This window comes from Flavobacterium aquidurense (assembly GCF_002217195.1).
Lineage (GTDB): Bacteria > Bacteroidota > Bacteroidia > Flavobacteriales > Flavobacteriaceae > Flavobacterium > Flavobacterium frigidimaris.
Genome location: NZ_MUGR01000007.1, coordinates 70,565 through 93,855 on the forward strand (window position 1 = coordinate 70,565; position 23,291 = coordinate 93,855).

Sequence of the window (23,291 nt, forward strand, 5' to 3'; positions counted from 1 at the left end):
ACGATGGCAAATCAGCAACCTTTGCGAATAAAAAGTATCAGCGAATTTCATGAATTTAGAGATTTGCCAAAACCGGAACATCCGTTAGTGAGCGTTTATAATTTTGAAGATCTTAAACGTCTCAACGAAGATGAACCCAAAAGTTTAATGCTCGATTTTTATTCGATTGCTTTAAAACGCTGTGCAAATGCCAAAATGAAATACGGTCAGCAGGAATATGACTTTACTGAAGGTGTCTTACTTTTTATTGCGCCGGGGCAGGTTTTTTCTATAGAAGGCAATGCAGAGCTGGAACATACAGGATGGGCATTAATTGTTCATCCTGATTTTTTGTGGAATACTCCTCTGGCAAAAAAAATCAAGCAATATGAGTATTTTGGTTATTCGGTTCATGAAGCCCTGCATTTATCTGATAAAGAGGAAAAGATGATTATTGGCATTATAAAAAATATTCAGCAGGAATATCAGTCGAATATTGACAAATTCAGCCAGGATGTTATTATTGCTCAGATCGAATTACTCCTTACCTATGCAGAACGTTTTTACAATCGCCAGTTTATTACCCGTAAAATAAGCAATCATCAAATCCTGGCCCGTTTAGAAAATTTACTTGATGCCTATTTTGCAAATGACTCTCTTGCTAAAAGCGGTTTACCCACCGTTCATTATATCGCCGAAAGCTTACATATCACGCCCAATTATTTAAGTGGTCTGCTAAAATCACTGACCGGACAAAGTACACAACAGCACATACATGACAAATTGATCGAAAAAGCCAAAGAAAAGCTTTCGACCACCAACTTATCGATAAGTGAAATTGCTTTTGAATTGGGTTTTGAGCATCAGCAGTCTTTCAGTAAATTATTTAAGACCAAAACAAATGTCTCACCGCTTGAATTCAGGCAATCTTTTAATTAATTTACCCAAACTTTCAGCCCATACCTTCTTTAATTTTCATAAATTCGTTGGATTAAAAAAAACAAGTTTATGAATCCGATTTTCAAAAATACATTGGCCGTTATCATTGGTCTCTTTGTTGGAAGTGTTGTCAATATGGCTATTATTTTAATGAGCAGTTCGATTATTCCTCCTCCAAAAGGTGCTGACGTTACCACTATGGAAGGATTAAAAGCTACCATACATCTATTTCAACCAAGACATTTTATTTTTCCGTTTGTGGCGCACGCCCTCGGAACCTTTGCAGGTGCTGCAACAACAGCTGTGATTGCTGCCAATAACACAACAAAATTTGCCTTAGCAATTGGGGCTTTCTTTTTGTTGGGAGGTATTATCAATGTTTTCACATTGCCATCTCCTATCTGGTACAGTATTATAGATGTTGTATTTGCTTACTTGCCAATGGCATATATGGGTAAAAAACTAGTAGCAAGCAAAGCTCCTTAAATTTATAATTTAAACTATTTTCAAAATGAGCGAGAAATCAATCACCGGAAAACCAGCAAAAACATGTTATGAACATATTGGTGGAAAATTAGGTCAGTTACTTTTAGAAACTTTTGCTGATAAAGGCTGGATTGCTAAAAATAAACCAACAGACAAACACTTTTATATTACAGATTTGGGTCAAAAAGAATTTGAAAAATTAGGCGTTGATACCACACAAATCAAGTCAGAAGATTTATAAATATAAAAAATGAAAAAAGTTGGACTCGTAGGCGGAACCAGTTGGGTTTCGACAATAGATTACTATAAATTCATTAACGAAGGTGTAAACAAAAAACTGGGCGGACTGCAATTTGCAGAATGCCTGATTTATTCTCTGAATTTTGGTGATATTCAGGAAAAAACCTGGCCAGACTCATACGAACTGATATTGAATGCCTGTTTAAGTTTACAAAAAAGTGGTGTTGATGCCATTGTACTATGTGCAAATACAGCGCATATGCATGCGGACAAAATCGAAAAGGAAATCGAAGTTCCCTTGATTCATATTGGTACTGAAACTGCAAAAGCCATAACACGAGAAAAAATCACAACTGTTGGCCTATTAGGAACTTCGTTTTCTATGGAAATGGATTTTTATAAAGACCGTTTGAAAAGTTTTGGATTAAATGTGTTAATTCCTGAAAAACAGGAAACAAGAGATTATATACAACAAGTTTTAAAACAAGAACTGGGCAAAGGAATTATAAATCCGGAATCGAAAGAAAACTATATCAAAATTGCCAGCGAACTGATCGCGCGTGGCGCCGAAGGCATTATTTTAGGCTGTACCGAAATCCCGTTGCTTATCGATCAGTCTCATTTTGCTGTTCCTGTTTTTGATACTACAAAAATACATTCGGAAGCTATTGTGAGCTTCATGCTCTCTTAAACTTAAATTATAACTTATGGGCTATTTCGGCGGACTGGGTTCCGGAAAAGGATGGAATAAATTTAATTTTATCCTTACACCCAACGAATTTGAATCTATTTTTACCGATCTTAAATTTCACTTTGTGATCACAAATACAAGAGTTCCTATAGATTATAAAGCAACTGATACACTTTATGTATTTGGTGGCTACAAAGATTTTTTTAACGAAATTATAATTGGCAATAAAGAATATGATAGAAAAGAACATTGGTTTTATGAAGATAAAATCCGAATTTCTCTTACTGATGATCTTAATACTATTAACTTTAAAGATATTATCGACAAAAAGGGAGTCATTTCTAATGATTATAAACTAGTTGATCCAACAGAACCGGTAATAAATATCAGTCCTTTTTACATCACTTTTTCAAAGAATAATGAAAGTCTAAGTGTTGCTTATATGAATACTGAAGGAACTATTGGTTTAGAACTGACTTATCCAAAATTCGTAAGTTTTTCAAACGATAAATTCAATTCTATTGTTGATGCAAACACTTTTAATAATTATAACTTATTTAATGATCTGGTAAAAAACATAAAGGCAATATCCAATAAAGCAAAACTGCAAAGTGCTGCAAAACTATATCGTCCAAATTTCTGGATTAGTCCGGAAGCAAAAAAAGTAATTAACGAAAACCGATATTTAAAATCGAATTCATTACTTATTTCTTAAAACTATAAAATCATATATGAAAAAGAAGCTTAGAATATTTGTCCTTTTACTGGTAGCTGTTTTAGTATCAAATTGTGCGTCTTTTTCTAAAAAAGATTTTAAGAACGATTACACTAAAATAGATGAAAGCTCTCTAATTTCATTTAATGGAAAATTTAGCTTCTCTCCAATAAAAAAATTCGACAGGAAAACAGCACATTCAAATATCGAAACTTCAAAAAAGTATATCAATTCATACAATTACATCACAAATGAAAGTTTAAAATTTGAAGACATCGATTCTATTATAAATGGTCTGGTCGACTATCATATCGAATTAAAGCTGAGCAATACTGCCCAATTAAACGTCGAGTTATTCAAGAATAATTACAGTATAAAAAAACAGCAGATCAAAGGTGAACTCAAAAAAGACGGAATGTTCTATCTGCATAATACATTCCTGAAATGCACCGGAATACCCTATCTTTTTGGCGGATGCAATAACAATAAAAGACGAATTGCTATCTCAAAAAACAATAATCTGATTATAAATGAAGCCGTAGACAATACCGGCGCATTCTTGTTCCTTTTTTGGGCAGGACCAAGTTATAATGGTACTTATGAATTTAAACGCCTGGACTAAAATTATTAAGTACTTTTTGTTTTTCATAAATACTTATTTTATAACTTAGTTAGCTTTTAAATTCCAGAACCATGACTAAGAAAGAAATTGCCCAGGACTTTTTAAAACTCGCTGCAAACGGGCATTCACATGAAGCATTTCGCCTTTATATTGGTAAAAATTTCAAACACCATAATGCTTATTTTAAAGGCGATGCCGAGACTTTGATGCTGGCAATGGAAGAATCGACGAGAACAAATCCCAATAAGGTTTTTAAAATTCATCACATTCTTGAAGATGACAATCTGGTCGCTGTACATTCTCATCTCAAACAAACTCCTGTAGAACTAGGTTTTGCAGTTGTTCATATTCTTAAATTCAAGGGAGACAAAATTGTTGAACTTTGGGATTTAGGACAGCCTATTCCTAAAGATCCTATTAATGAAAACGGAATGTTTTAAGTTATTTTACAGCTGACACTAACAACTGATACTCCATTATAAAATTAACCGCAACGCCAAGATTTTTATCAATCGGTAAGTTTAAAAACACAAAGTTCGATAAGCTTTGTACAGACTCAGCTTTGCGCACTTTGCGATAAAAAAAACATTTTAACCTTAAAACCTGAAACTAAAAAAAATGAATTCCATTCTTAGAATCCCCTATTTATTATCTGTCCTTTTCTTATTTTCAAATTGCAATTCATTTGCACAAAAAAAAGACAATTATCCAACTCAAATTGATAGTCTCATAAAAAATACCAATCCTGTTTTTAATGGCGTTATTCTGATTTCTAAAAATGGAAAAAATATATATTCTAAAGTGCATGGTTTTACCAATTTCGACTCAAAAAAACCTTTGACTAGCAACAGTCAGTTCGAAATCATGTCGAATAGTAAACAAATCGCAGCGGTTTTGATTTTATTAGAAGTAGAAAAAGGAAAAATTAATTTACAAGATCCAATTAAAAAATATTTGCCGGAACTTACTCAAACCTGGGAAGATTCTGTAACCGTTCATCAACTTTTAAATCATACACACGGAATTGTCGACATCAATAAACCCCTTGAGTTTAAACCCGGAACTAATTTTCATTACGGAAACCTAAACTACAGTCTTCTTGGTAAAATTCTAGAACATACTTCGAAAAAAAGTTATAGCGAAATAGCCAATGCACTTTTCAAAAAGCTTGAAATGAAAAATACTTTTACTTATAATAAAACCAAAATCCAGAATCTAACTACGGGATACATAAACAACAAAAATACATTTGAACCTGTCAAAGAATCACTAATATCAAATGAAAACCTAGGCGCTGACGGAATCATTTCTACTGTAAATGATCTGGCAATCTGGAACAATAATCTCCATAAAGGAAAAATTTTAAAACCTGAAACGTATCAATTAATGATAAAATCAACTGTGCTATCGCAACACAACCTCTTTGGAAAAGAAAAAGAGCCTTATGGTTACGGTATTCGAATTATCGAAAAAGAACCGTTGAAATATTTGGGCCACACAGGATTAGGTGATGGTTTTTCTTCTGTAAATTTGTATTTTCCTGAAAGTGATGTAAGCTTGATTGTATTAGAAAATCAGATGAATGAAAATTCAGATTTGTTTTATATCAATGAATTTAAAATCAAGAACATTTTATTTAAAAGCAATTTGCTAAATCCAAAATAAAACAGAATGGCAAAAAATAAAACTACTGAAACCAATGAAAGTATTGCTGATTTTATAGATGCTTTTGTCAAAGAGGAAACCAAAAGAAATGATGCTTTTGAACTCATCAGAATAATGCAGGAAGTCACTCATTTTGAACCCAAAATGTGGGGGCCAAGTATAATTGGTTTCGGGAGTTATCACTATAAATATGCCAGCGGTCATGAAGGCGACGCACCGCTTGTGGGGTTCTCACCAAGAAAAGCAGCTATTTCGCTTTATATATATACTTCGCCAGATGATCGAGACGAATTACTTTCTAAACTAGGAAAGCATAAAGCATCTAAAGGCTGTATTTATATCAAAAAATTAGCTGATATTGATGTTGGAGTGCTTAAAAATATGATTTCACTTTCTTTAGAACATTTAAAAAAATTATACCCATCAAATTAATACTACCATGATCCTTACTATAGTTCTTCTCTTAGTTGCCCTTGCAATTTACATTTTTCAACATCCCAGATATGGGAAACAGCCCTCTGGAGAAAGATTGGCCTTAATGCAGAAAAGTCCGCAATTTAAAAACGGAAAATTCGAAAATATAACTTTTACACCAGAACTCGCAGAAGGTTATAGCTTTTCTAAAGTGCTATATGAGTTTCTATTTAAAAAAGTAGACCGCAAAATTCCGACTGATAATATTCCGTCTATCAAAACCAATTTACATGAACTCCCTATAGATCAGGATGTTTTAGTATGGTTTGGGCATTCCTCCTATTACATTCAGCTTGAAGGAAAACGTTTTTTAATCGATCCTGTTTTTAGCGGGAACGCCTCTCCTATTTACGGAACTACAAAAGCATTCAAAGGAACTGATATTTATACTGCCAGTGATTTTCCTGAAATTGATTATTTACTGATCACACACGATCATTATGATCATCTGGATTATAAAACGATTATGGAATTAAAACCCAAAATAAAACAAATAATTTGTGCTCTTGGTGTTGGCTCACATTTTGAGTTTTGGGGATTTGCAAAACACATTATCATCGAAAAAGACTGGCACGAAAAAATAAAACTCGATGAAAATCTGACTCTTTATACTACGCCATCAAGGCATTTTTCAGGCAGAAGCATCAAACGCTGTAATACGCTCTGGACATCGTTTGTACTGGAAGCCAACGATTTTAAAATGTATCTGGGCGGTGACAGCGGTTACGATACCCATTATGCCGAAATTGGAAACAAATTTGGCCCTTTTGACATCGCGCTTCTCGATAACGGACAATATAATCCGGCCTGGAAATACATTCATAATCTCCCGGAAGATGTGATAAAAGCCATGAAAGATATCAAAGCAAAAAGAGTTTTTCCGGTACATTCTTCTAAATTTCCATTAGCGCTGCATCCCTGGGACGAACCTTTGATAAAAGTAACCCAATTGAATGCCGCTTCAGAAAATCCGATTCCGCTAGTGACACCGAAAATAGGTGAATTAGTAGAACTCAGAAATGAAAAACAAGAATTTCAACAATGGTGGAAAGGGGTCAGATAGCTTATTGTAAACGTAAAATGTTTATTATAAAAAATGTGTTCTAAACTGAAATGGAAACACAAACCTGAAACTTGAAACCTGAAACCTGAAACAAAAAAAATCATAAACGCCATGAACCAAAAAATATACCTTCTAGCAATTGCTTTTCTAATTACCCTAAATAGCTTCTCTCAAAATACGTATGTCTTTTTAGGAAGTTACAATCGTGATCTGGCTGCAGAAGGTATTCAGGTGTATCAGTTAGATACTTTAAAAGGTAAATTAACTAAAATAACTTCGGCAAAGAATATCATCAATCCGTCGTATTTGACTTTATCACCAAACGGAAAATATCTTTATGCCTGTACCGATACGAAAACGCCAAATGCAGGAAGCGTTAGCAGTTTTGAATTTAATCCTGAAAATAAAACCCTGACTTTTTTAAACAAGCAATCCAGTGGCGGTGAAAATCCGGTTTATCTTTCGGTTCACAAAAGCGGCAAATGGCTGGTAAATGGTAATTATACAGAAGGAAGTGTATCAGTTCATCCTCTATTAGAAAATGGCAAAATTGATTCGATAGCACAAAATTTTCAATATACTGACGGAAGTATTAATAAGGAAAGACAAACGAAATCTCACGTTCATTCGACGGTATTTTCTCCTCAAAATGATTATTTATTCCTGCCTGATTTAGGCGCTGATAAAATTCGTTGTTATCGTTTTGACACAACTCAGAAACAGCCTTTAGTAGAAACAAAAGTTCCGTTTACCAAAACAGATTTAGAAGCAGGACCAAGGCATTTTACTTTTCACCCCAACGAAAAATCGGGTTATTGTATCGAAGAAATGTCCGGATCAATAAGTGTTTATCAATACGAAAACGGAACTCTGAAACAAATCCAGCGCATCAATACACATCCGGACACTATAACATCCGGTTTTGAAAGTTCAGACATTCATATTTCGCCAGACGGAAAATTTCTATACGCCACAAACAGAGGCAAAGAAAACAACATCGCCATTTTTTCTATTGACGAAAACGGTCTTTTGAAAAACATTGGCTACCAGTCGACTTTCGGAAAACATCCGAGAATTTTTGCCCTTGATGAAACAGGGGATTTTTTAGTGGCAACAAATGTCAATTCGGGAAATGTAGTCGTCTTTAAAAGAAATTCAAAAACCGGATTGCTTAAAAAAACAGGAAATGAAGTTAAAATGGAGAATGTTTCCTGTGTTCAGATTAAGAGAATATAATCATATTTTACGTTATTGCGAGGAACGAAGCAATCTCAAGTGCTGCATTGGCAAAAGTTTATAGTATTGCGATTTCGAACACAGATGACACGGATTCGCAAGCGAAAACACAGATTATCGCGTATTTTCTATTGTTTGGCTTTTATGCAAAATCAGAAATCACACAAAATTTATAAATCATTTATAATCTTATAATCTGTGGCAAAAAACTTCTTTCGCTGAAAACCAAAGTCAAATTTTTATTTTAAATTCGTGGTTCTTCGTCAAATTAGCGGCAAACAAAAAATTTTAAAACTTAAAAAATGACACAATCAGCATTCAATTTACAAACTGAAATTTTAGAAGACGACATTACAAAATTAGTTCCACTACAGGAAAGTGATTTTGATGCACTTTTTAAAGTGGCTTCAGATCCTTTAATTTGGGAACAACACCCAATCAAAGACCGATACAAAATAGAAGTCTTCAGACCTTTTTTTGATGCAGCAATCAACTCAAAAAGTGCTTTCTTGATTTTAGATAAAAAAACAAATGAAATCGTGGGCAATACCCGTTATTATGATTACAATCCGGAGAAATCCAGTATTGCAATTGGCTTTACCTTCATTGGTCGAAAATTCTGGGGCGGACTATACAATAAATCGAATAAAAAACTATTGATAGATTATGCTTTTCAACATGTAGATTCCGTACTATTTCATATTGGTACAGATAATATTCGTTCGCAAAAAGCAGTAGAAAAATTAGGAGGTTTAAAAATTGGTGAAGTAAGTGTTATTAGTAATGTCCCGCTCAATTTACCTCATTTTGAATATGAGTTAAAGGTTGAAAATTATAAATTGTGAGTTGTGAGTTATGAGTTATGAGTTGGAAAATTTCTACTTTTCATTTTGACAAATTAACTTTCAAATGTGCCTTTGGGCACTAAATATTGGTAGTTTATTAGGTTATAAAGTTGGTTAGCGTGCCCTAGTTACGCAATAGGATTTTTTGTTGCGTACCTACAGCACGCTAAATCTATTCTAATTCATATTTTTTCTACCAATCTGTAGTGCCTAACGGCACAAAATACCGTCTTTTAATCTTTGATTTTCATTATAACTTTCAACATTTAACGAATAACAAATAATCCTCTCACTTCTAACATTTAACTAATAACGAATTAACATATAACTAATAATCATCTCACTTCTAACCTTTAACGAATAAATTCTAACAATGAAAAGAATTACAGTATTCTGCGGTTCCAGTTTTGGTACTGAAGAAATATATAAAGAACAAGCAACATTGCTGGGACAAACCCTGGCAAAACAAAACATCGAATTGGTTTACGGCGGGGCAAACGTAGGTTTAATGGGCGCTGTAGCAGATGGCGTTTTGAATGAAGGAGGAAAAGCAATTGGAGTCTTACCTAATTTTTTAAGATCCAAAGAAATTGCACATCTTGGCTTAACGGAATTAATTTTGGTCGAAAGTATGCATGAAAGAAAGACCAAAATGAATGATTTATGCGACGGCGTCATTGCGCTTCCTGGTGGATTTGGAACTCTTGAAGAACTTTTTGAAATGCTGACATGGGCGCAATTAGGATTGCACAAAAAACCAATTGCAATTTTAAATATCAATGGCTTTTACGATTCTTTGATTGAATTAACGAAAGTTATGGTAGAAAAAGGCTTATTGAAAGAAACCAATCAGCAAATGCTTTTGGTAAGCGATACTATTGATGATTTATTAGAGCAAATGAAAAATTACGTGGCACCGACCACCGGAAAATGGATTGATAAAGACAAAGTTTGACCTATCTTAAAAAATCTAATTCTTAAATTGCTTTTTATAGTCACTTGGATTCAATCCTGTATATTTCTTAAACAGTCGGTTCAGGTGACTTGCATCGCTAAAACCAAATTCATATACAATTTCGTTGATTTGCAGATTGGTAAATTTCAATCTCGTTTCGATCAGTTTTATTTTATAGGCAATCGTATATTGCTGAATACTTTGTCCGGTTTTGGTTTTAAAATATTCACTGATATAAGTAGGCGAAACATTAAACTCTAAAGCCATTTTTGTCGCCTTTAGGGCTTGCGGCTGGTAAATATTCTGATGTACATAATTAAGTAAATCCAAACTCGGTTCCGTGGGAACCGGAGCAAATGCAACCGGAGAAATAAGTGAAATATTTCTGGCTGCAATTGTAATAATGGTATTCAGAATCTGTTTGATAACTTCCTGCTGCTGCGGAAAATTACCGATTTCTTCCCGGATCAAAGCCTCAATCATCGCTCTTAATAAAGGTTTATCGGTGACTGTTTTTAAAATACAGCCCGGTAAATGATTGTGATTATGAAATATAAATTCCAACTTCTGGATCCAGTCATTGCTTTGGGTTTTAAGATAACTGTTCTGAAACCTGATAAAGAAAAACTTAGTTTTTTCAGCCACTTCAAAACTGTGCGTATCCTGAGGAAAAATCAAGAATAACTTATCACAGGCGTATGGCAATCTGTGATCGTTTATGATTTGGGTTCCTTTTCCTTCCAAAACAAAAACCATTTCAAAAAATGTATTCTTCCGTTCTTTAGCCTCATATTCTGAAACTTCCAAAAACTGAAGTTCAAAAGGATAGTATAAATTTCTAATTTCCATACTCAAAAATACAAATTATTCCAATGATTGTACAAATTAAAAAAAGTAGTTCTTCCCAACTTTGTCATCTAAAATCATACAAAATATGGAAACAACTTCTTTTTTATTACTGCGTCTTGCCGTCGCCATCAGTATGTTTGGCCACGGATTGGTACGTCTCCCAAAACTAACTGCTTTCAGCAACTGGATGATTGGCAGTTTCGAAAATTCTATGCTGCCTAAAGTCATTGTGATACCTTTTAGCTACATTTTGCCGATAGCCGAATTCGTCATTGGTTTGCTTCTAATACTGGGTTTATTTACAAAACCTTCCTTGATAGCCGGAGGATTTGTCTTGCTGGTTTTATTATTCGGAACTTCAATGATCGAGAACTGGGAAGCCATTCCGTCACAATTAATTCACATTGCATTTTTTGCTTTGCTTTTGCATTTTATCGATTACAATAGTTGGACAATTGACACTTTAATCAAAAAATAATCATCATGGGTTCAAGAAGAAATTTTATCAAACAAACAGGAATTATTGGAATGGTCGGCTTGATCAATCCAATAGAAACTTTCGCAGAAGTATCACAAACAAAATCTTTTTTATCTGCTCCAAAAAAAAAATGGACAGATGGTTCACGATTAGTAGTATCGATTTCGATGCAATTCGAAGCTGGCGGACAACCTGATAATGCCGAAAGTCCGTTTCCTCAAAATATACAAAAAGGCTATATCGATCTTCCTGCCGCAACCTGGTACAATTACGGATACAAAGAAGGAATTCCGAGAATGTTAGACAATTGGGATAAACTGGGCGTAAAAGTTACCTCGCATATGGTGGGAACGGCAGTTTTGAAAAACCCGGAACTTGCTAAAGAAATTGTACAACGCGGTCATGAAGCCGCGGCACATGGCATGAACTGGAGCACGCAATATACAATGCCTTATGAAGAGGAAAAGAAATTTATAAAAGATGGTGTCGATGCCATCAAAAACATTACCGGTTTTACCGCTATTGGTTATAACGCCAACTGGTTGCGCCGGGGAACGAATACACTAAATATTCTGCAAGAACTGGGTTTCAAATATCATATCGATGATATCAGTCGCGATGAACCCTTTATTATTCAGGTAAAAAACAAGGATTTTGCTGTGGTTCCCTATACTTTAAGATGCAACGATATTGTTTTGATTGAAGGAAAAAACTTTTCGGCCGATCAATTCCTGCAACAGGTTAAAATGGAGTTCGATCAATTGTACGCAGAAAGTGAAACACAACGCCGGCAAATGTCGATTAGTTTTCATGATCGTATTGGCGGAACTCCCCAAATGGTCAAAGCGGCAAACGATCTTATTAAATACATGCAACAGCATAAAGGAGTGAGTTTTAAACGCAAAGATGAAATCGCTGAAATGGCATTGCACGATAAAACGACAATAAGAGAATAAAATATATTTTAAACTTTGAAATCCATACCAGTAAAACTTGTGTGGATTTCTTTTTTTTAAGTATATGAGATTTCTTTCTTAAATTAGAGGTTCGAAAAAAACTTGCTTCAAGTTTCAAGTTTACACGCCAATTTTTTGTTTCAAATTTTACAAATAACATTTTACAGACAACATCTCACCAATAAAAAATGAAAACAGAAAACAACCACTTCGCAAAAGCCGAAATGCTGATTAGAAAACCTGTTTCAGAAGTTTTTCAGGCTTTTACAGATCCGGAAATTACCCGTAAATTTTGGTTTACAAAAGGTTCCGGAAAATTAGAACAAGACACCACAACAGAATGGACCTGGGAAATGTATGGTTTTTCATTAACCGTTACCACCCATGTTCTGCAGGAAAATCATAAGATTGTGATCGAATGGGGAAATCCAGATGAAACGACTTTAGTAGAATGGATTTTTAGTCCGTTGAACGAACATGAAACTTTTGTGAGCATTACCAATTCAGGTTTAAAAGGTGATGCTGACAAAATAATCGATCAGGTAAGGAACTCAACAGAAGGTTTTACCTTAGTTTTAGCCGGAGCAAAAGCTTATCTAGAGCATAATATTCAGCTGAATTTAGTCTTGGATCGATTTCCTAAAGGACTGGCATAAAAAAAACATTAAAAATATGGATATAAAGAAACCTTCAACTATCGACGAATATATTGGCGGATTCCCAAATAATATTCAGGAAATTCTGAAAAAAGTCAGAACAACGATTCAGAAAGCTGCTCCGGATGCCAAAGAGAAAATCAGTTATTCGATGCCTGCTTTTGAACAAAACGGAATCGTGGTGTACTTTGCTGCTTTCAAAAAACATATTGGTTTGTATGCTTTACCAAGTGGTCATGAAACTTTTAAAAAAGAACTTTCGAAATATAAATCGGGAAAAGGTTCTGTACAATTTCCACTGAATGCACCAATACCTTTTGATTTAATAACCAAGATTGTAAAGTTTAGAGTGAAAGAAAACCTTGAAAAAGAAAAAAAGAAATAATCTTCAATGAATTTAACCGAACATTACAATCAGCTTTATATAAAATCTTCTGAAGCAATTTTAGAAGGTAATTACAAATTAGATACTCAGATAAATAATGCATCAGATTCCAGATTTGGTATCACTTTATTAATTCGTCCAAATGAAAAAATAAAAGCCAATATTCAGCTGTTTCTAGACGAACTAAAGGCAATAGAACCCCATCAGTATTATTATCCTGATCCAGATATTCATATTACGGTTATGTCGATTATTTCGTGTTACGAGGGTTTTACTTTAGATAAAATAAACATTCCGGAATATATCGATGTCATCCAGCAAAGCCTGGTGCATCTTGATCAAATTACAATCGAGTTTCGAGGCGTTACGGCTTCACCTTCTGCATTCATGATCCAAGGTTTCCCTACGGACGAATCATTGCATAATTTCAGGGATAAACTTCGTGAAAATTTTAAAAAATCCACTTTAGAACAAAGCATCGATAGTCGGTATACGATTGCAACGGCACATACTACTGTGATGCGATTTCAGGAAAAACTTGTAAATCCGAAGGAATTAATAGCAACCGCAGCTCAATTTCGGGATTATGATTTTGGGGAATTTCAGGTTGAAAATTTGGAATTAGTTTATAACGATTGGTATCAGCGAGAAAAAAACACCATTCGCTTAGCCAATTTTATTATTTAATTTACTCGCCACTAATTTTTTTGGGAATTCAAAAAAAACTTTTTGCCTTAGTGTCTTCATGGCAAAAAACTTATTTATTAAACTTCCCAAAATGCCATAAAACACCGGAAGGATCGTGTAAAAAACATTCGCTTCCCCAATCTAAATGTCGGGTTGGCGTTAGTTTTACACCATATTTTTCTGTTAAGTTTAAGGTCAATAACTGATTGTAATAATCATCGACATCCTCGACTTCAAGGAAAATCATGGTGTTTTCGATCCAGCTTTTATCATAATAATCCTGAAGATAAAAGGCTAAATCTCCGGTTTTAAAGACAGAAAACTTTGGATCTAAAACCCCCTCTTCAAAACCTAAATCTTTGTAAAAGTTTCTGGATACTTCAAAATCTTTGGCACCAATAAACGGTCGGATGGATATTGCTTTGTGATTCATTTTCTGTGATATTAAATTGATTATTATCTTTTCAAATTTAGTAAATAAAAATCGTAATGAGATTACCCCATTCTTTGCAAATCCATAAACAAAGTCAATATAAATGTGGTCAGCAAACCCGAAAGGTTTTAAAACCCTGTCGGGTTATCACGATCTAAAAAATCAATTTAGTTCTTCTTCAGAATATTCCCCAAACCACGGCCAATTTGTTCAATCGCTTCAAGTCCTTTGGTTAATGGCGTAGCAGTAAAATCTTCATAGGCATCCATAGAAGTTCCTTTGCGATCGTCTTGCGCATATACCAGAATCAGATTGTTATCATCAAATGATCTTTCGAATTTTTGAGGTAATCTGTCAAAGATCGATTGGTACGATACAGAACCTTTTCTGGATAAATTAAAGACAATCAAATCGTTTGGTTTTATTTCATCTGAAATAGATTCAAAATCATCCCAATCCATAATACTTTTAAAACCTAATTTAGCATTCAGTTTTAAATTTGCTGCAATTTGCTGAATGGTTTGATGTGTTTTATACTCGGCGTAAATCATAATCGGAATACTCAATTCCTGGGATAATCTACAGATTTTCTGTAATAATAAATGAAATCCAACTCCTCTTTCAGAGAATGGCGGGCAAATAAAAACCAGTCTTTTTTCTTCTATAAATGTTTTCTGAAATCTGCAGATGAACAAACTTTTATCAACATTATTAATGATTGAATCTACATTTTCACCAAAAATCTTATCCAGAAAACCTGTTTTTCTAGGCCAGCCTATAATCACAATATCCGACATGATTTCTTTTGAAGTTCTGGCAATTCCGCTTGCAGGATTATGGTCAATTCTGGCAATTGTATTTATTTTTACTTCTGAAGCCGAAGCCTGAATGACGAATTTATCAACTGCTTTTCGATACTTTAGAATATTTTTTTCGGCCTGATCATTATTAGGAACAATCGTTAACAAAGTCACCGGATTAGATGATTTTTTATCTTTAATTAAAAGTGCAAAATCTAATAAAGTGGCTGTCGCCGAAGTTTTTGCTAACGGAATTAAAATGTGTTCGTCTAAAATCTGATCGCTGTGCGCATCTTCATGAGAAACTTCTTCCTCGCAAATTGCAATTTTTTTAGCCGCTTTTTCAGTGGCAAAAGAAGCTACAATACAAGTAATTAATATTAAAATAATAGTTCCGTTTAAGATATTTTCATCCAGAATCTTCGCTTTAAATCCAACCAAAATAACCGCTAACGTTGCAGCGGCATGTGCACTGCTTAAGCCGAAAATAAGTTGCCTTTCGGTTTTAGTATATTTAAAAACAATCTGAGTAAAAAACGCTGCAATCCATTTTCCAAAAATAGCCACGACACTCAAAGTCCCGGCTACAATTAATGCTGTTGGCCCGCTAAGAATCACACTAATATCCACCAACATTCCCACCGAAATCAGGAAAAACGGAATAAACAATGAATTCCCGATAAAATCAATTCTATTCATCAGTGCAGACGAATGCGGAATCAAAGGATTTAATGCCAAACCTGCAACGAACGCTCCAATAATGGGCTCTACTCCTGCTACTTCGGCCAAAAAGGCTGCAAAGAAAACAACCGAAAGAACAAAGATATAATGAGCGTGTTTTTCGCTTTCCAATTTTTTAAAGAACCATTTCGCAATTCTCGGAATCACTAAAAACATAATAGCGGAGAAAATCGCCAGTGAAACGGTTAGTTTTATCCAGAAAGCCTGATTCAGGTTGCCTTGACTGCTTCCCATAATGACCGCCAGAATAATCAAAACCGCAGTATCTGTTAAGATCGTTCCTCCAACGGTGATCGCAACAGCCTGGTTTTTTGCTATGCCCAGTTTACTTACAATTGGATACGCCACCAAAGTATGCGTCGCAAACATACTTGCTGTCAAAAAACTGGCATTAAAATCATATTGCAGTAAATAATAACAAACCGGAAATCCAATGGTTAAGGGAAAAATAAAAGTAAAGAACCCAAATAATAAACTCTTATTTCGATTGGCTTTAAACTCATTCATATCCAATTCCAGACCTGCAATAAACATGATATACAAAAGTCCTATTGTTGAAAATAAATCTACGGCTGAATTTTTTGCAAGGATATTAAGTCCGTGAGGCCCAATAATTACTCCGGAAATAATAAGTCCGATAATTCCTGGAATATTTATTTTTTTTAATAAAATAGGTGACAAGAGAATAATGAAAAGTATCAACGAGAAAATCAATACTGGGTTACTAAGGGGTAATTCGAATTCTTGTAAAAAATGCTTGAAAAATTCTATCATAATGTAATTTTATCTTCTTTATGGTATTTTAATTTTTCGAAAAAAGATGTATTCAAATTAAAATAAAACCTCAGAAGTTATTATTTACCGATTTATTTAAAAGTAAAAAAATCAGATTCTTTAGTGATTGCTTCATTACAAAAATACCTAAAAAAATTGCGAACTTTTTACGAAAACCGCATATTAAGTAATAAAATTTGTTTCGTTGCCAAATTATTAAAATTTAATATTATTTTTAACAAAACTGCAACATTAACAAACGAAAGTAAATATTCATTGCATTATTCAATTATCTTTGTCTTAATAAATATTGCACAATGGAAGAATGTATCTCTGTTTTTGATATGCTTAAAATTGGCGTTGGCCCCTCAAGTTCTCATACTTTAGGGCCTTGGAGAGCCGCTGAACGTTTTTTAGAAGAGCTAAAAGACGAATCAATTTTAGATCAGGTTAAACGTGTGAAAGTCGATTTATACGGATCGCTTTCATTAACAGGAAAAGGTCACGCTACTGATTTATCTGTTATGTTGGGTTTAAGCGGGCAAGATCCTGAATATATTCCGGTTGATAATATTGCCGGAATCATTAAAACTATAGAGGACACGAACGAAATTATTCTCGCTAACAAATATAAAATTCCATTTTATTTTCTTCAGGATATTGTATTCAATAAAGAGTTTCTTCCTTTTCATGCCAACGGATTAAAATTTACGGCTTATAAAGCTGATGATTCTGAATATGAATCTATTTTCTATTCTATTGGAGGTGGTTTTGTTGTAAAAGAAGAACGTACCAATGCCAAAATCAAAGAGGTTATAAAATGTGCTTTCCCCTTCCCTATCCAAAACGCTGTTGAACTTTTAAATTATACAGTTTCAGAAAACAAATCCATTTCGGAAATTGTTTATGAAAACGAAAAATCGATGCGTCCGGAAGCTGAAATTCACTCCGAATTAATGCGCATCTGGAACACGATGTTAGAATGTATGTATATTGGCTGTCATACCGGAGGAATTCTCCCGGGCGGATTAAACGTTCGCAGAAGGGCTTTTGATATGCACCAAAACTTAATAGGATTATCAAACTATTCCGATCCGCAAAGCTGGCTGGAAGAAATTAGAAAAACCGAAGTAAAATTTCGTCAAATCCTTAAATGGGTAAGTTGTTTTGCACTTGCCGTGAATGAAGTAAATGCTTCGTTAGGCCGAGTAGTTACTGCTCCAACAAACGGAAGCGCTGGTGTAATTCCGGCTGTCTTAATGTATTATCTGGTTATTGAAAATCATGATGCAGGCGAAAAAGAAATCAAACAATTTTTGATGGTGGCCGGAGAAATTGGAAGTATTTTCAAAAAAGGATCTACAATCTCGGCTGCAATGGGCGGTTGTCAGGCCGAAATTGGTGTTTCGTCATCAATGGCTGCAGCGGCACTTTGCGAATTAATGGGCGGAACTCCTGCTCAGGTTTTAATGGCTGCAGAAATTGCCATGGAGCATCATCTTGGTTTAACCTGTGACCCAATTGGCGGTTTGGTACAGATTCCTTGTATTGAGAGAAATACAATGGGTGCCATAAAAGCCATAAATGCTGCCGAATTAGCTCTCGAAACTGATTCTAAAAATGCTAAAGTGCCTTTGGATAAAGTCATCAATACGATGTGGCAAACGGCAAAAGACATGAATTCTAAATACAAAGAAACCTCTGAAGGCGGATTGGCAATTGCTGTAAATATGGCTGATTGCTAAAAAAATAAAGGTTGCCACAGATTAAAAGATTTACACAGATTAAATAAGTATGAATTACGCATATTAAAAAAATCATTTTAAATCCTTTAATCTGTGGCAAAAAACTCTTCCAAAATATACTTCATGAAAAAATATTTCTTTCTTTTAGCCTTATTATTTTCCCCCCTTTTAATAAATGCTCAGGAACGTTATTTCCTGAATTCAGATACACGTTTGTATACTTCAGCAAACACTTCTGCTGATTTTTTAGGTTATTTTAAATACGGGGCCGAAGTACAATTATTATCCGAAAGTAAAAATGGCTGGTACAAAGTAAAAGCTGATAATTTATCTGAAGGATATATTCCTGAAAAATTTGTAGCAAAGCGATTAAATGCCAGAGATATTAAGGTGAGGGATAACGAAAATCCGCTTATAGAAGGTGACGATAATTATTATGGAAGTAATCATCTTTTTATATTGGTTGCCAGTTTAAAAGCACGTTCGCAGCCTGATAAAAATTCAAAAATTAGAGAGATTTTATATACCGGTGATCCTGTAGCTATTAATTACCTTCCTAAAAACCAGGAAGAATGGGTCAATATTGGAGGGAATTTTAATGATGAATACTCCAAATTTACATTAAGAAAATTCGTTGGTAAAAGACCTGATTTTAATACGCTGCTAAAAGATTTTGACAAACTCGATGTCAATAATACTACAGAACGCAAAACTATTGGCGAACGAATTGTAGAACTGGCATGGAACAGTGACAATGCTACTTTAACTCCTGCATATCAAAGATATTATGAAGTTGTCAAACAAATAAATGACCCCAAACTTATTGCTGAGACAGAATTAAACATGGCTATAGCCAAAGGATTAGCAAAACATAAAAAACCGGAAGAAATTCTTGCTTTCGTTAAAAAATCAGAGTTTATTTTGAAAGGAACAAAGACTAAATCCTGGTACCTAACTCAAAAAGATTTAGTAAAAACTTTCGGAAAACCTACTAAAAAGGCAACTGTAAGTGATGAATGCGGCATTTACTTAAGTGAAACTTTTTATTACTATCCCGATTTAGAAGCTTCTGTTGATGAAGAAAAAAATCAGGCCGAAATAACTAAAGTTTTTATTAACGAAAACAATAAGCTTGTTTTAAACCAAAACGCAACTTTAGACCATTCCTTAACTGAAAAAGCGTTTATCGAAAAATACGGAACTTACATTGGTGCTTCTATAAAAGCGCCACATTCTTACTCCATACAGATAGAAGACAGTGAATTTAGAATAGAATTTAAAGACGGAAAAATATTTACCATCGAAATATTCTTCTATTGCTGATTTCAATCTATAATTATTCAATACTTTTACATCTTCAAAAAAAAACAAAATGTCAGTAGCAAAAAAAGATTATAAAAGAATCACAACAAAGTCATTAATCGAAATGAAAAGCAATGGAGAGAAAATCTCTATGTTAACGGCTTACGATTTTACAATGGCAAAAATTGTTGATACCGCAGGAGTCGATGTGATTTTAGTGGGCGATTCAGCATCAAATGTTATGGCGGGTCATGAAACGACATTGCCAATTACTTTAGATCAAATGATTTATCACGCTTCATCTGTAGTTCGCGCTGTAGAAAGAGCTTTAGTTGTGGTAGATTTACCTTTTGGAAGTTACCAGTCTGATCCAAAAGAAGCTTTGCGTTCTGCTATTAGAATCATGAAAGAAAGTGGCGGTCACGCTGTGAAACTTGAAGGAGGAAAAGAAATTAAAGAATCTATCAAAAAAATATTAAACGCAGGAATCCCGGTTATGGGACATTTGGGTTTAACACCTCAATCGATCTATAAATTTGGAACTTACAGCGTTCGCGCCAAAGAAGACGAAGAAGCAGAAAAATTAATCGCAGATGCAAAATTGCTTGAAAAAGTAGGCTGCTTTGCTGTTGTTTTAGAAAAGATCCCAGCACATTTAGCGGAGCAAGTTGCCAAAAGCATTTCGATTCCCGTAATTGGTATTGGTGCCGGTGGCGGTGTTGACGGACAAGTATTGGTTATTCACGATATGTTGGGAATGAACAATGAATTCAGCCCGCGTTTCTTACGTCGTTACCTAAATCTTTACGAAGAAATGACAAAAGCAATTGGTCAATATGCAGCTGATGTTAAGTCGAGTGATTTTCCTAATTCTGGGGAACAATACTAGATTAGACTTTCTTAGACTTCTTAGATATTAGACTTCTTAGATTTTTTTAATTTAATTTTTCAAGATCCAAGAAGTCTAAGTTGTCTACAAATAGAATAATCTAAAAATATGCATCAATTTAAAGAACTTCAAATTTGGAAAAAAAGCAGATTGTTTTGTTCTAAAATTTATAACGTAACAGCAACTTTTCCAAATGAAGAAAAGTTTGGAATTACAAATCAATTAAGGAGAGCATCTATGTCAATTCCTTCAAATATTGCAGAAGGTTCATCCAGAAATTCAAATAAAGATTTCTCCCGATTCTTGGAAATTGCAATTGGTTCTGCCTACGAAGTGGAAACACAACTGTTAATTTCATCTGACCTCGGATTTATCAATGAAGAGAACACAGCAGAATTGATAAGCCTCTTAGGAGAAATCACAAAAATGACATCAAGATTTAGAGCAACTTTACTATAAATAAGCCCAAAATTTAATCAAGTCAAACTCTAAGAAGTCTAAGTAAGTCTAAGTAAGTCTAAAAATCTAAGCAAGTCTAAAATGAAAATCCTTTCTAATAAAAACAATCTCCAAATTCTGCACGAAGACAATCATATTATTGTAGTTAATAAACGTGTAGGCGATATTGTACAAGGTGACAAAACAGGAGATAAACCTTTATCTGATGTTGTAAAAGAATACATAAAAGACAAATACAATAAACCTGGTGACGTTTTTCTGGGCGTAATTCATCGTTTAGATCGTCCTACAACCGGAATTGTGGTTTTTGCCAGAACAAGTAAAGCATTAACGAGAATGAATGAAATGTTCAGTAATCGTGAAACCCAAAAAACCTATTGGGCAGTTGTCAAGAATAAACCTCAGGAAACAACTGCCAAATTGGTTCATTATCTTAAAAGGAACGAAAAAAACAATACTTCAAAAGCACATTTGAAAGAAGTTCCGGATAGCAAACTGGCAAGTTTAGACTATACTGTTTTTAAGGAACTTCAGAATTATGTGGCTTTGGAAATTAATTTACATACAGGTCGTCATCATCAAATTCGGGCTCAGTTATCCGCTATCGGATCTCCAATAAAGGGAGATTTAAAATATAGTTCTGACCGAAGCAATCCTGATGGTGGAATTCATCTTCACGCCAGAAAACTGGTTTTTATTCATCCCGTTTCTAAAGAAAACATTACAATTGTGGCGCCAACTCCGGATGAAACAATCTGGAATGCCATTTGATTTTATGATACAATTGTTAATTTTTTAATTTTTATCGATTAACTTGCATAGGCAAAAACCAAGTGATCATAAAAATGGACTATAAAAACGACATCGGATACAGAAAAGAAACGCTAAAAAAATTGTTGTATAACATTCAAAAAAGCGAAGACTTAATTGTAAAAGCTTTATACGATGATTTTAAAAAGCCAGAATTTGAAGCTGTTTTAACCGAAACCAACTATGTTATTTCGGAATTAAAAGACACCATCAAAAACATCAATAAATGGGCGAAACGAAAACGTGTTTTTCCCTCTCTTCTTAATTTTCCTTCTACAGATTATATCTTTAAAGAGCCTTATGGAAATGTTTTGGTAATTGCTCCCTGGAATTATCCTTTTCAATTGGCTTTATGCCCGCTGATTTCAGCAGTTGCAGCCGGAAACAGAGTTGTTTTAAAACCTTCAGAACTTACACCCAATACGTCAGCTATAATCGCTAGAATCGTAGAGAAAACATTTCACATCAGTCATGTCGAAGTCTTTGAAGGCGGTGTAGAAGTATCAAATAAACTCCTGGCACAACGCTGGGACTATATTTTCTTTACAGGAAGCGTTTCTGTTGGTAAAATCGTAGCAAAAGCTGCAGCAGAGAATTTAACTCCCATCACATTAGAATTAGGAGGAAAAAATCCTTGTGTTATTGATGAAACTGCTAATCTAAAATTGGCTGCTAAACGTATTGTCTGGGGAAAATTCATCAATGCAGGACAGACTTGTATTGCACCTGATTATATCCTGATCCAAAAAAATATGAAAGTAAATTTCATTGGTTTTTTAATTGAGGAAATCATAAAAGCTTACGGCAAAAAAATGGATAAATCTCCAGATTTTGCCCGCATTATCAATACCAAAAACTGGTTGCGGCTTGCCAATATGATTGAACCTGAAAAAGTGATTTTTGGAGGAGAAACAGATGCCAATGCCCTTTACATTTCACCCACATTAATAGAAGAACCGGCATTGGACAGTCCGGTTATGAAGGAAGAAATATTTGGACCAATTTTACCTATTTTAACTTATGAGTCACAATCTGATATAGAAGATGTAATCAATCGGTATGAGAAACCTCTTGCATTTTATATTTTTTCGGAAAATAAATCATTTGCTAAAAAATTAATTAAAACCTATTCTTTTGGCGGCGGCTGCATTAATGATACAGTTGTTCATTTTTCTAACAAAAGACTGCCTTTCGGAGGTGTCGGACACAGTGGTATTGGCGCTTACCACGGCCAATTGAGCTTTGACATATTTTCTCACCATAAAGCCATAGTAAAAAAAGGCAATTGGCTCGATTTACCAATGCGATATGCCCCTTATAAAGGTAAATTAGCTTCTATAAAAAAAGTATTAGACTGGATATAACAACGAAAAACAATTTCCTAATGTTTGCAGATTTTCATACGCGTTTGATTAAA

At 34.2% G+C, this 23,291-nt stretch carries 27 protein-coding genes; 24 read left to right on the top strand and 3 right to left on the bottom strand.

Going from position 1 to position 23,291, the window contains the following annotated elements; translation table 11 throughout:
- Window positions 1-3 precede the first annotated feature (3 nt).
- From B0A67_RS04980 to B0A67_RS05040, 13 genes are all read left to right on the top strand, one after another.
- A complete protein-coding gene (locus B0A67_RS04980; RefSeq protein WP_072960311.1) occupies window positions 4-918 on the top strand; it encodes a helix-turn-helix domain-containing protein in 915 nt (304 codons plus the stop codon).
- A 69-nt stretch (window positions 919-987) separates the two neighbouring features.
- The gene (locus tag B0A67_RS04985) at window positions 988-1,404 is read left to right on the top strand and encodes a hypothetical protein (protein WP_072960314.1); all 417 of its coding nucleotides are present in this window, start codon (window positions 988-990) and stop codon (window positions 1,402-1,404) included.
- Window positions 1,405-1,429: 25 nt separating this feature from the next.
- Entirely contained in the window at window positions 1,430-1,645 is a 216-nt protein-coding gene (locus B0A67_RS04990; protein WP_072960316.1) for an ArsR family transcriptional regulator, read from the top strand.
- 9 nt (window positions 1,646-1,654) lie between these two features.
- A complete protein-coding gene (locus tag B0A67_RS04995) occupies window positions 1,655-2,335 on the top strand; it encodes an aspartate/glutamate racemase family protein (RefSeq protein WP_072960319.1) in 681 nt (226 codons plus the stop codon).
- Between the two features lie 16 nt (window positions 2,336-2,351).
- Window positions 2,352-3,050 (top strand): hypothetical protein, encoded by a 699-nt coding sequence (locus B0A67_RS05000; protein ID WP_072960321.1) that lies wholly within the window; start codon window positions 2,352-2,354, stop codon window positions 3,048-3,050.
- A 16-nt stretch (window positions 3,051-3,066) separates the two neighbouring features.
- On the top strand, window positions 3,067-3,672 hold the full coding sequence (locus B0A67_RS05005) for a hypothetical protein (protein WP_072960324.1): 606 nt from the start codon (window positions 3,067-3,069) through the stop codon (window positions 3,670-3,672).
- A gap of 71 nt (window positions 3,673-3,743) precedes the next feature.
- A complete protein-coding gene (locus tag B0A67_RS05010) occupies window positions 3,744-4,112 on the top strand; it encodes a nuclear transport factor 2 family protein (RefSeq protein WP_072960327.1) in 369 nt (122 codons plus the stop codon).
- Window positions 4,113-4,290: 178 nt separating this feature from the next.
- Window positions 4,291-5,337, top strand: coding sequence for a serine hydrolase domain-containing protein (locus B0A67_RS05015; RefSeq protein WP_072960330.1), 1,047 nt, complete (start codon window positions 4,291-4,293; stop codon window positions 5,335-5,337).
- A gap of 6 nt (window positions 5,338-5,343) precedes the next feature.
- Window positions 5,344-5,769 carry a DUF1801 domain-containing protein gene (locus B0A67_RS05020; protein WP_072960333.1) on the top strand — a complete coding sequence of 142 codons (426 nt, stop codon included), beginning with the start codon at window positions 5,344-5,346 and terminating at the stop codon, window positions 5,767-5,769.
- A 7-nt stretch (window positions 5,770-5,776) separates the two neighbouring features.
- Complete coding sequence (locus tag B0A67_RS05025; protein WP_072960335.1) at window positions 5,777-6,874, top strand: MBL fold metallo-hydrolase; 1,098 nt, start codon at window positions 5,777-5,779, stop codon at window positions 6,872-6,874.
- 111 nt (window positions 6,875-6,985) lie between these two features.
- The gene (locus tag B0A67_RS05030) at window positions 6,986-8,110 is read left to right on the top strand and encodes a lactonase family protein (protein ID WP_072960338.1); all 1,125 of its coding nucleotides are present in this window, start codon (window positions 6,986-6,988) and stop codon (window positions 8,108-8,110) included.
- A gap of 302 nt (window positions 8,111-8,412) precedes the next feature.
- Window positions 8,413-8,955, top strand: a complete 543-nt coding sequence (locus B0A67_RS05035) for a GNAT family N-acetyltransferase (protein WP_072960341.1) — start codon at window positions 8,413-8,415, stop codon at window positions 8,953-8,955.
- Between the two features lie 373 nt (window positions 8,956-9,328).
- Window positions 9,329-9,910: an LOG family protein gene (locus B0A67_RS05040; RefSeq protein WP_072960345.1), complete on the top strand. Its 582-nt coding sequence runs from the start codon at window positions 9,329-9,331 to the stop codon at window positions 9,908-9,910.
- Window positions 9,911-9,925: 15 nt separating this feature from the next.
- Here B0A67_RS05040 and B0A67_RS05045 read toward each other — a convergent pair whose 3' ends face one another.
- Complete coding sequence (locus B0A67_RS05045) at window positions 9,926-10,759, bottom strand: AraC family transcriptional regulator (RefSeq protein ID WP_072960348.1); 834 nt, start codon at window positions 10,757-10,759, stop codon at window positions 9,926-9,928.
- Between the two features lie 85 nt (window positions 10,760-10,844).
- Here B0A67_RS05045 and B0A67_RS05050 point away from each other — a divergent pair, with 85 nt between their 5' ends.
- From B0A67_RS05050 to B0A67_RS05070, 5 genes are all read left to right on the top strand, one after another.
- On the top strand, window positions 10,845-11,237 hold the full coding sequence (locus B0A67_RS05050) for a DoxX family membrane protein (RefSeq protein ID WP_072960351.1): 393 nt from the start codon (window positions 10,845-10,847) through the stop codon (window positions 11,235-11,237).
- Between the two features lie 5 nt (window positions 11,238-11,242).
- Window positions 11,243-12,193: a polysaccharide deacetylase family protein gene (locus B0A67_RS05055; protein WP_072960354.1), complete on the top strand. Its 951-nt coding sequence runs from the start codon at window positions 11,243-11,245 to the stop codon at window positions 12,191-12,193.
- A gap of 188 nt (window positions 12,194-12,381) precedes the next feature.
- Window positions 12,382-12,849: an SRPBCC family protein gene (locus tag B0A67_RS05060; protein ID WP_072960357.1), complete on the top strand. Its 468-nt coding sequence runs from the start codon at window positions 12,382-12,384 to the stop codon at window positions 12,847-12,849.
- 16 nt (window positions 12,850-12,865) lie between these two features.
- Window positions 12,866-13,234, top strand: a complete 369-nt coding sequence (locus tag B0A67_RS05065; protein ID WP_072960360.1) for an iron chaperone — start codon at window positions 12,866-12,868, stop codon at window positions 13,232-13,234.
- A gap of 6 nt (window positions 13,235-13,240) precedes the next feature.
- Window positions 13,241-13,921, top strand: coding sequence for a mutarotase (locus B0A67_RS05070; protein ID WP_072960363.1), 681 nt, complete (start codon window positions 13,241-13,243; stop codon window positions 13,919-13,921).
- Between the two features lie 70 nt (window positions 13,922-13,991).
- Here B0A67_RS05070 and B0A67_RS05075 read toward each other — a convergent pair whose 3' ends face one another.
- Together B0A67_RS05075 and B0A67_RS05080 are read right to left on the bottom strand one after the other, a co-directional pair.
- Window positions 13,992-14,354, bottom strand: a complete 363-nt coding sequence (locus B0A67_RS05075; RefSeq protein WP_072960365.1) for a VOC family protein — start codon at window positions 14,352-14,354, stop codon at window positions 13,992-13,994.
- Window positions 14,355-14,521: 167 nt separating this feature from the next.
- Window positions 14,522-16,669, bottom strand: a complete 2,148-nt coding sequence (locus B0A67_RS05080; RefSeq protein ID WP_072960368.1) for a cation:proton antiporter — start codon at window positions 16,667-16,669, stop codon at window positions 14,522-14,524.
- Between the two features lie 317 nt (window positions 16,670-16,986).
- Here B0A67_RS05080 and B0A67_RS05085 point away from each other — a divergent pair, with 317 nt between their 5' ends.
- From B0A67_RS05085 to B0A67_RS05110, 6 genes are all read left to right on the top strand, one after another.
- A complete protein-coding gene (locus tag B0A67_RS05085) occupies window positions 16,987-18,414 on the top strand; it encodes an L-serine ammonia-lyase (protein ID WP_072960371.1) in 1,428 nt (475 codons plus the stop codon).
- 123 nt (window positions 18,415-18,537) lie between these two features.
- Window positions 18,538-19,737 carry an SH3 domain-containing protein gene (locus B0A67_RS05090; protein WP_072960374.1) on the top strand — a complete coding sequence of 400 codons (1,200 nt, stop codon included), beginning with the start codon at window positions 18,538-18,540 and terminating at the stop codon, window positions 19,735-19,737.
- Window positions 19,738-19,786: 49 nt separating this feature from the next.
- On the top strand, window positions 19,787-20,605 hold the full coding sequence (gene panB / locus B0A67_RS05095; protein ID WP_072960377.1) for a 3-methyl-2-oxobutanoate hydroxymethyltransferase: 819 nt from the start codon (window positions 19,787-19,789) through the stop codon (window positions 20,603-20,605).
- Window positions 20,606-20,713: 108 nt separating this feature from the next.
- Window positions 20,714-21,064, top strand: a complete 351-nt coding sequence (locus B0A67_RS05100; RefSeq protein WP_072960379.1) for a four helix bundle protein — start codon at window positions 20,714-20,716, stop codon at window positions 21,062-21,064.
- Window positions 21,065-21,145: 81 nt separating this feature from the next.
- Complete coding sequence (locus B0A67_RS05105) at window positions 21,146-21,835, top strand: RluA family pseudouridine synthase (protein ID WP_072960382.1); 690 nt, start codon at window positions 21,146-21,148, stop codon at window positions 21,833-21,835.
- A 74-nt stretch (window positions 21,836-21,909) separates the two neighbouring features.
- Window positions 21,910-23,238, top strand: coding sequence for an aldehyde dehydrogenase (locus tag B0A67_RS05110; protein ID WP_072960385.1), 1,329 nt, complete (start codon window positions 21,910-21,912; stop codon window positions 23,236-23,238).
- The last annotated feature ends 53 nt before the right edge of the window (window positions 23,239-23,291 follow it).

Excerpts from the sequence above, each read along its gene's own strand:
- B0A67_RS05010 (WP_072960327.1), top strand. The coding sequence starts at position 3,744 with ATGACTAAGAAAGAAATTGCCCAGGACTTTTTAAAACTCGCTGCAAAC.
- B0A67_RS05085 (WP_072960371.1), top strand. The coding sequence starts at position 16,987 with ATGGAAGAATGTATCTCTGTTTTTGATATGCTTAAAATTGGCGTTGGC.
- B0A67_RS05105 (WP_072960382.1), top strand. The coding sequence starts at position 21,146 with ATGAAAATCCTTTCTAATAAAAACAATCTCCAAATTCTGCACGAAGAC.
- B0A67_RS05090 (WP_072960374.1), top strand. The coding sequence starts at position 18,538 with ATGAAAAAATATTTCTTTCTTTTAGCCTTATTATTTTCCCCCCTTTTA.
- B0A67_RS05020 (WP_072960333.1), top strand. The coding sequence starts at position 5,344 with ATGGCAAAAAATAAAACTACTGAAACCAATGAAAGTATTGCTGATTTT.
- B0A67_RS05055 (WP_072960354.1), top strand. The coding sequence starts at position 11,243 with ATGGGTTCAAGAAGAAATTTTATCAAACAAACAGGAATTATTGGAATG.
- B0A67_RS05065 (WP_072960360.1), top strand. The coding sequence starts at position 12,866 with ATGGATATAAAGAAACCTTCAACTATCGACGAATATATTGGCGGATTC.
- B0A67_RS04990 (WP_072960316.1), top strand. The coding sequence starts at position 1,430 with ATGAGCGAGAAATCAATCACCGGAAAACCAGCAAAAACATGTTATGAA.
- panB (WP_072960377.1), top strand. The coding sequence starts at position 19,787 with ATGTCAGTAGCAAAAAAAGATTATAAAAGAATCACAACAAAGTCATTA.
- B0A67_RS04980 (WP_072960311.1), top strand. The coding sequence starts at position 4 with ATGGCAAATCAGCAACCTTTGCGAATAAAAAGTATCAGCGAATTTCAT.
- B0A67_RS05080 (WP_072960368.1), bottom strand. The coding sequence starts at position 16,669 with ATGATAGAATTTTTCAAGCATTTTTTACAAGAATTCGAATTACCCCTT.
- B0A67_RS05070 (WP_072960363.1), top strand. The coding sequence starts at position 13,241 with ATGAATTTAACCGAACATTACAATCAGCTTTATATAAAATCTTCTGAA.
- B0A67_RS05075 (WP_072960365.1), bottom strand. The coding sequence starts at position 14,354 with ATGAATCACAAAGCAATATCCATCCGACCGTTTATTGGTGCCAAAGAT.
- B0A67_RS05005 (WP_072960324.1), top strand. The coding sequence starts at position 3,067 with ATGAAAAAGAAGCTTAGAATATTTGTCCTTTTACTGGTAGCTGTTTTA.
- B0A67_RS05015 (WP_072960330.1), top strand. The coding sequence starts at position 4,291 with ATGAATTCCATTCTTAGAATCCCCTATTTATTATCTGTCCTTTTCTTA.
- B0A67_RS05035 (WP_072960341.1), top strand. The coding sequence starts at position 8,413 with ATGACACAATCAGCATTCAATTTACAAACTGAAATTTTAGAAGACGAC.
- B0A67_RS04985 (WP_072960314.1), top strand. The coding sequence starts at position 988 with ATGAATCCGATTTTCAAAAATACATTGGCCGTTATCATTGGTCTCTTT.
- B0A67_RS05110 (WP_072960385.1), top strand. The coding sequence starts at position 21,910 with ATGGACTATAAAAACGACATCGGATACAGAAAAGAAACGCTAAAAAAA.
- B0A67_RS05030 (WP_072960338.1), top strand. The coding sequence starts at position 6,986 with ATGAACCAAAAAATATACCTTCTAGCAATTGCTTTTCTAATTACCCTA.
- B0A67_RS05050 (WP_072960351.1), top strand. The coding sequence starts at position 10,845 with ATGGAAACAACTTCTTTTTTATTACTGCGTCTTGCCGTCGCCATCAGT.
- B0A67_RS05100 (WP_072960379.1), top strand. The coding sequence starts at position 20,714 with ATGCATCAATTTAAAGAACTTCAAATTTGGAAAAAAAGCAGATTGTTT.
- B0A67_RS05000 (WP_072960321.1), top strand. The coding sequence starts at position 2,352 with ATGGGCTATTTCGGCGGACTGGGTTCCGGAAAAGGATGGAATAAATTT.
- B0A67_RS05060 (WP_072960357.1), top strand. The coding sequence starts at position 12,382 with ATGAAAACAGAAAACAACCACTTCGCAAAAGCCGAAATGCTGATTAGA.
- B0A67_RS05040 (WP_072960345.1), top strand. The coding sequence starts at position 9,329 with ATGAAAAGAATTACAGTATTCTGCGGTTCCAGTTTTGGTACTGAAGAA.
- B0A67_RS04995 (WP_072960319.1), top strand. The coding sequence starts at position 1,655 with ATGAAAAAAGTTGGACTCGTAGGCGGAACCAGTTGGGTTTCGACAATA.
- B0A67_RS05045 (WP_072960348.1), bottom strand. The coding sequence starts at position 10,759 with ATGGAAATTAGAAATTTATACTATCCTTTTGAACTTCAGTTTTTGGAA.
- B0A67_RS05025 (WP_072960335.1), top strand. The coding sequence starts at position 5,777 with ATGATCCTTACTATAGTTCTTCTCTTAGTTGCCCTTGCAATTTACATT.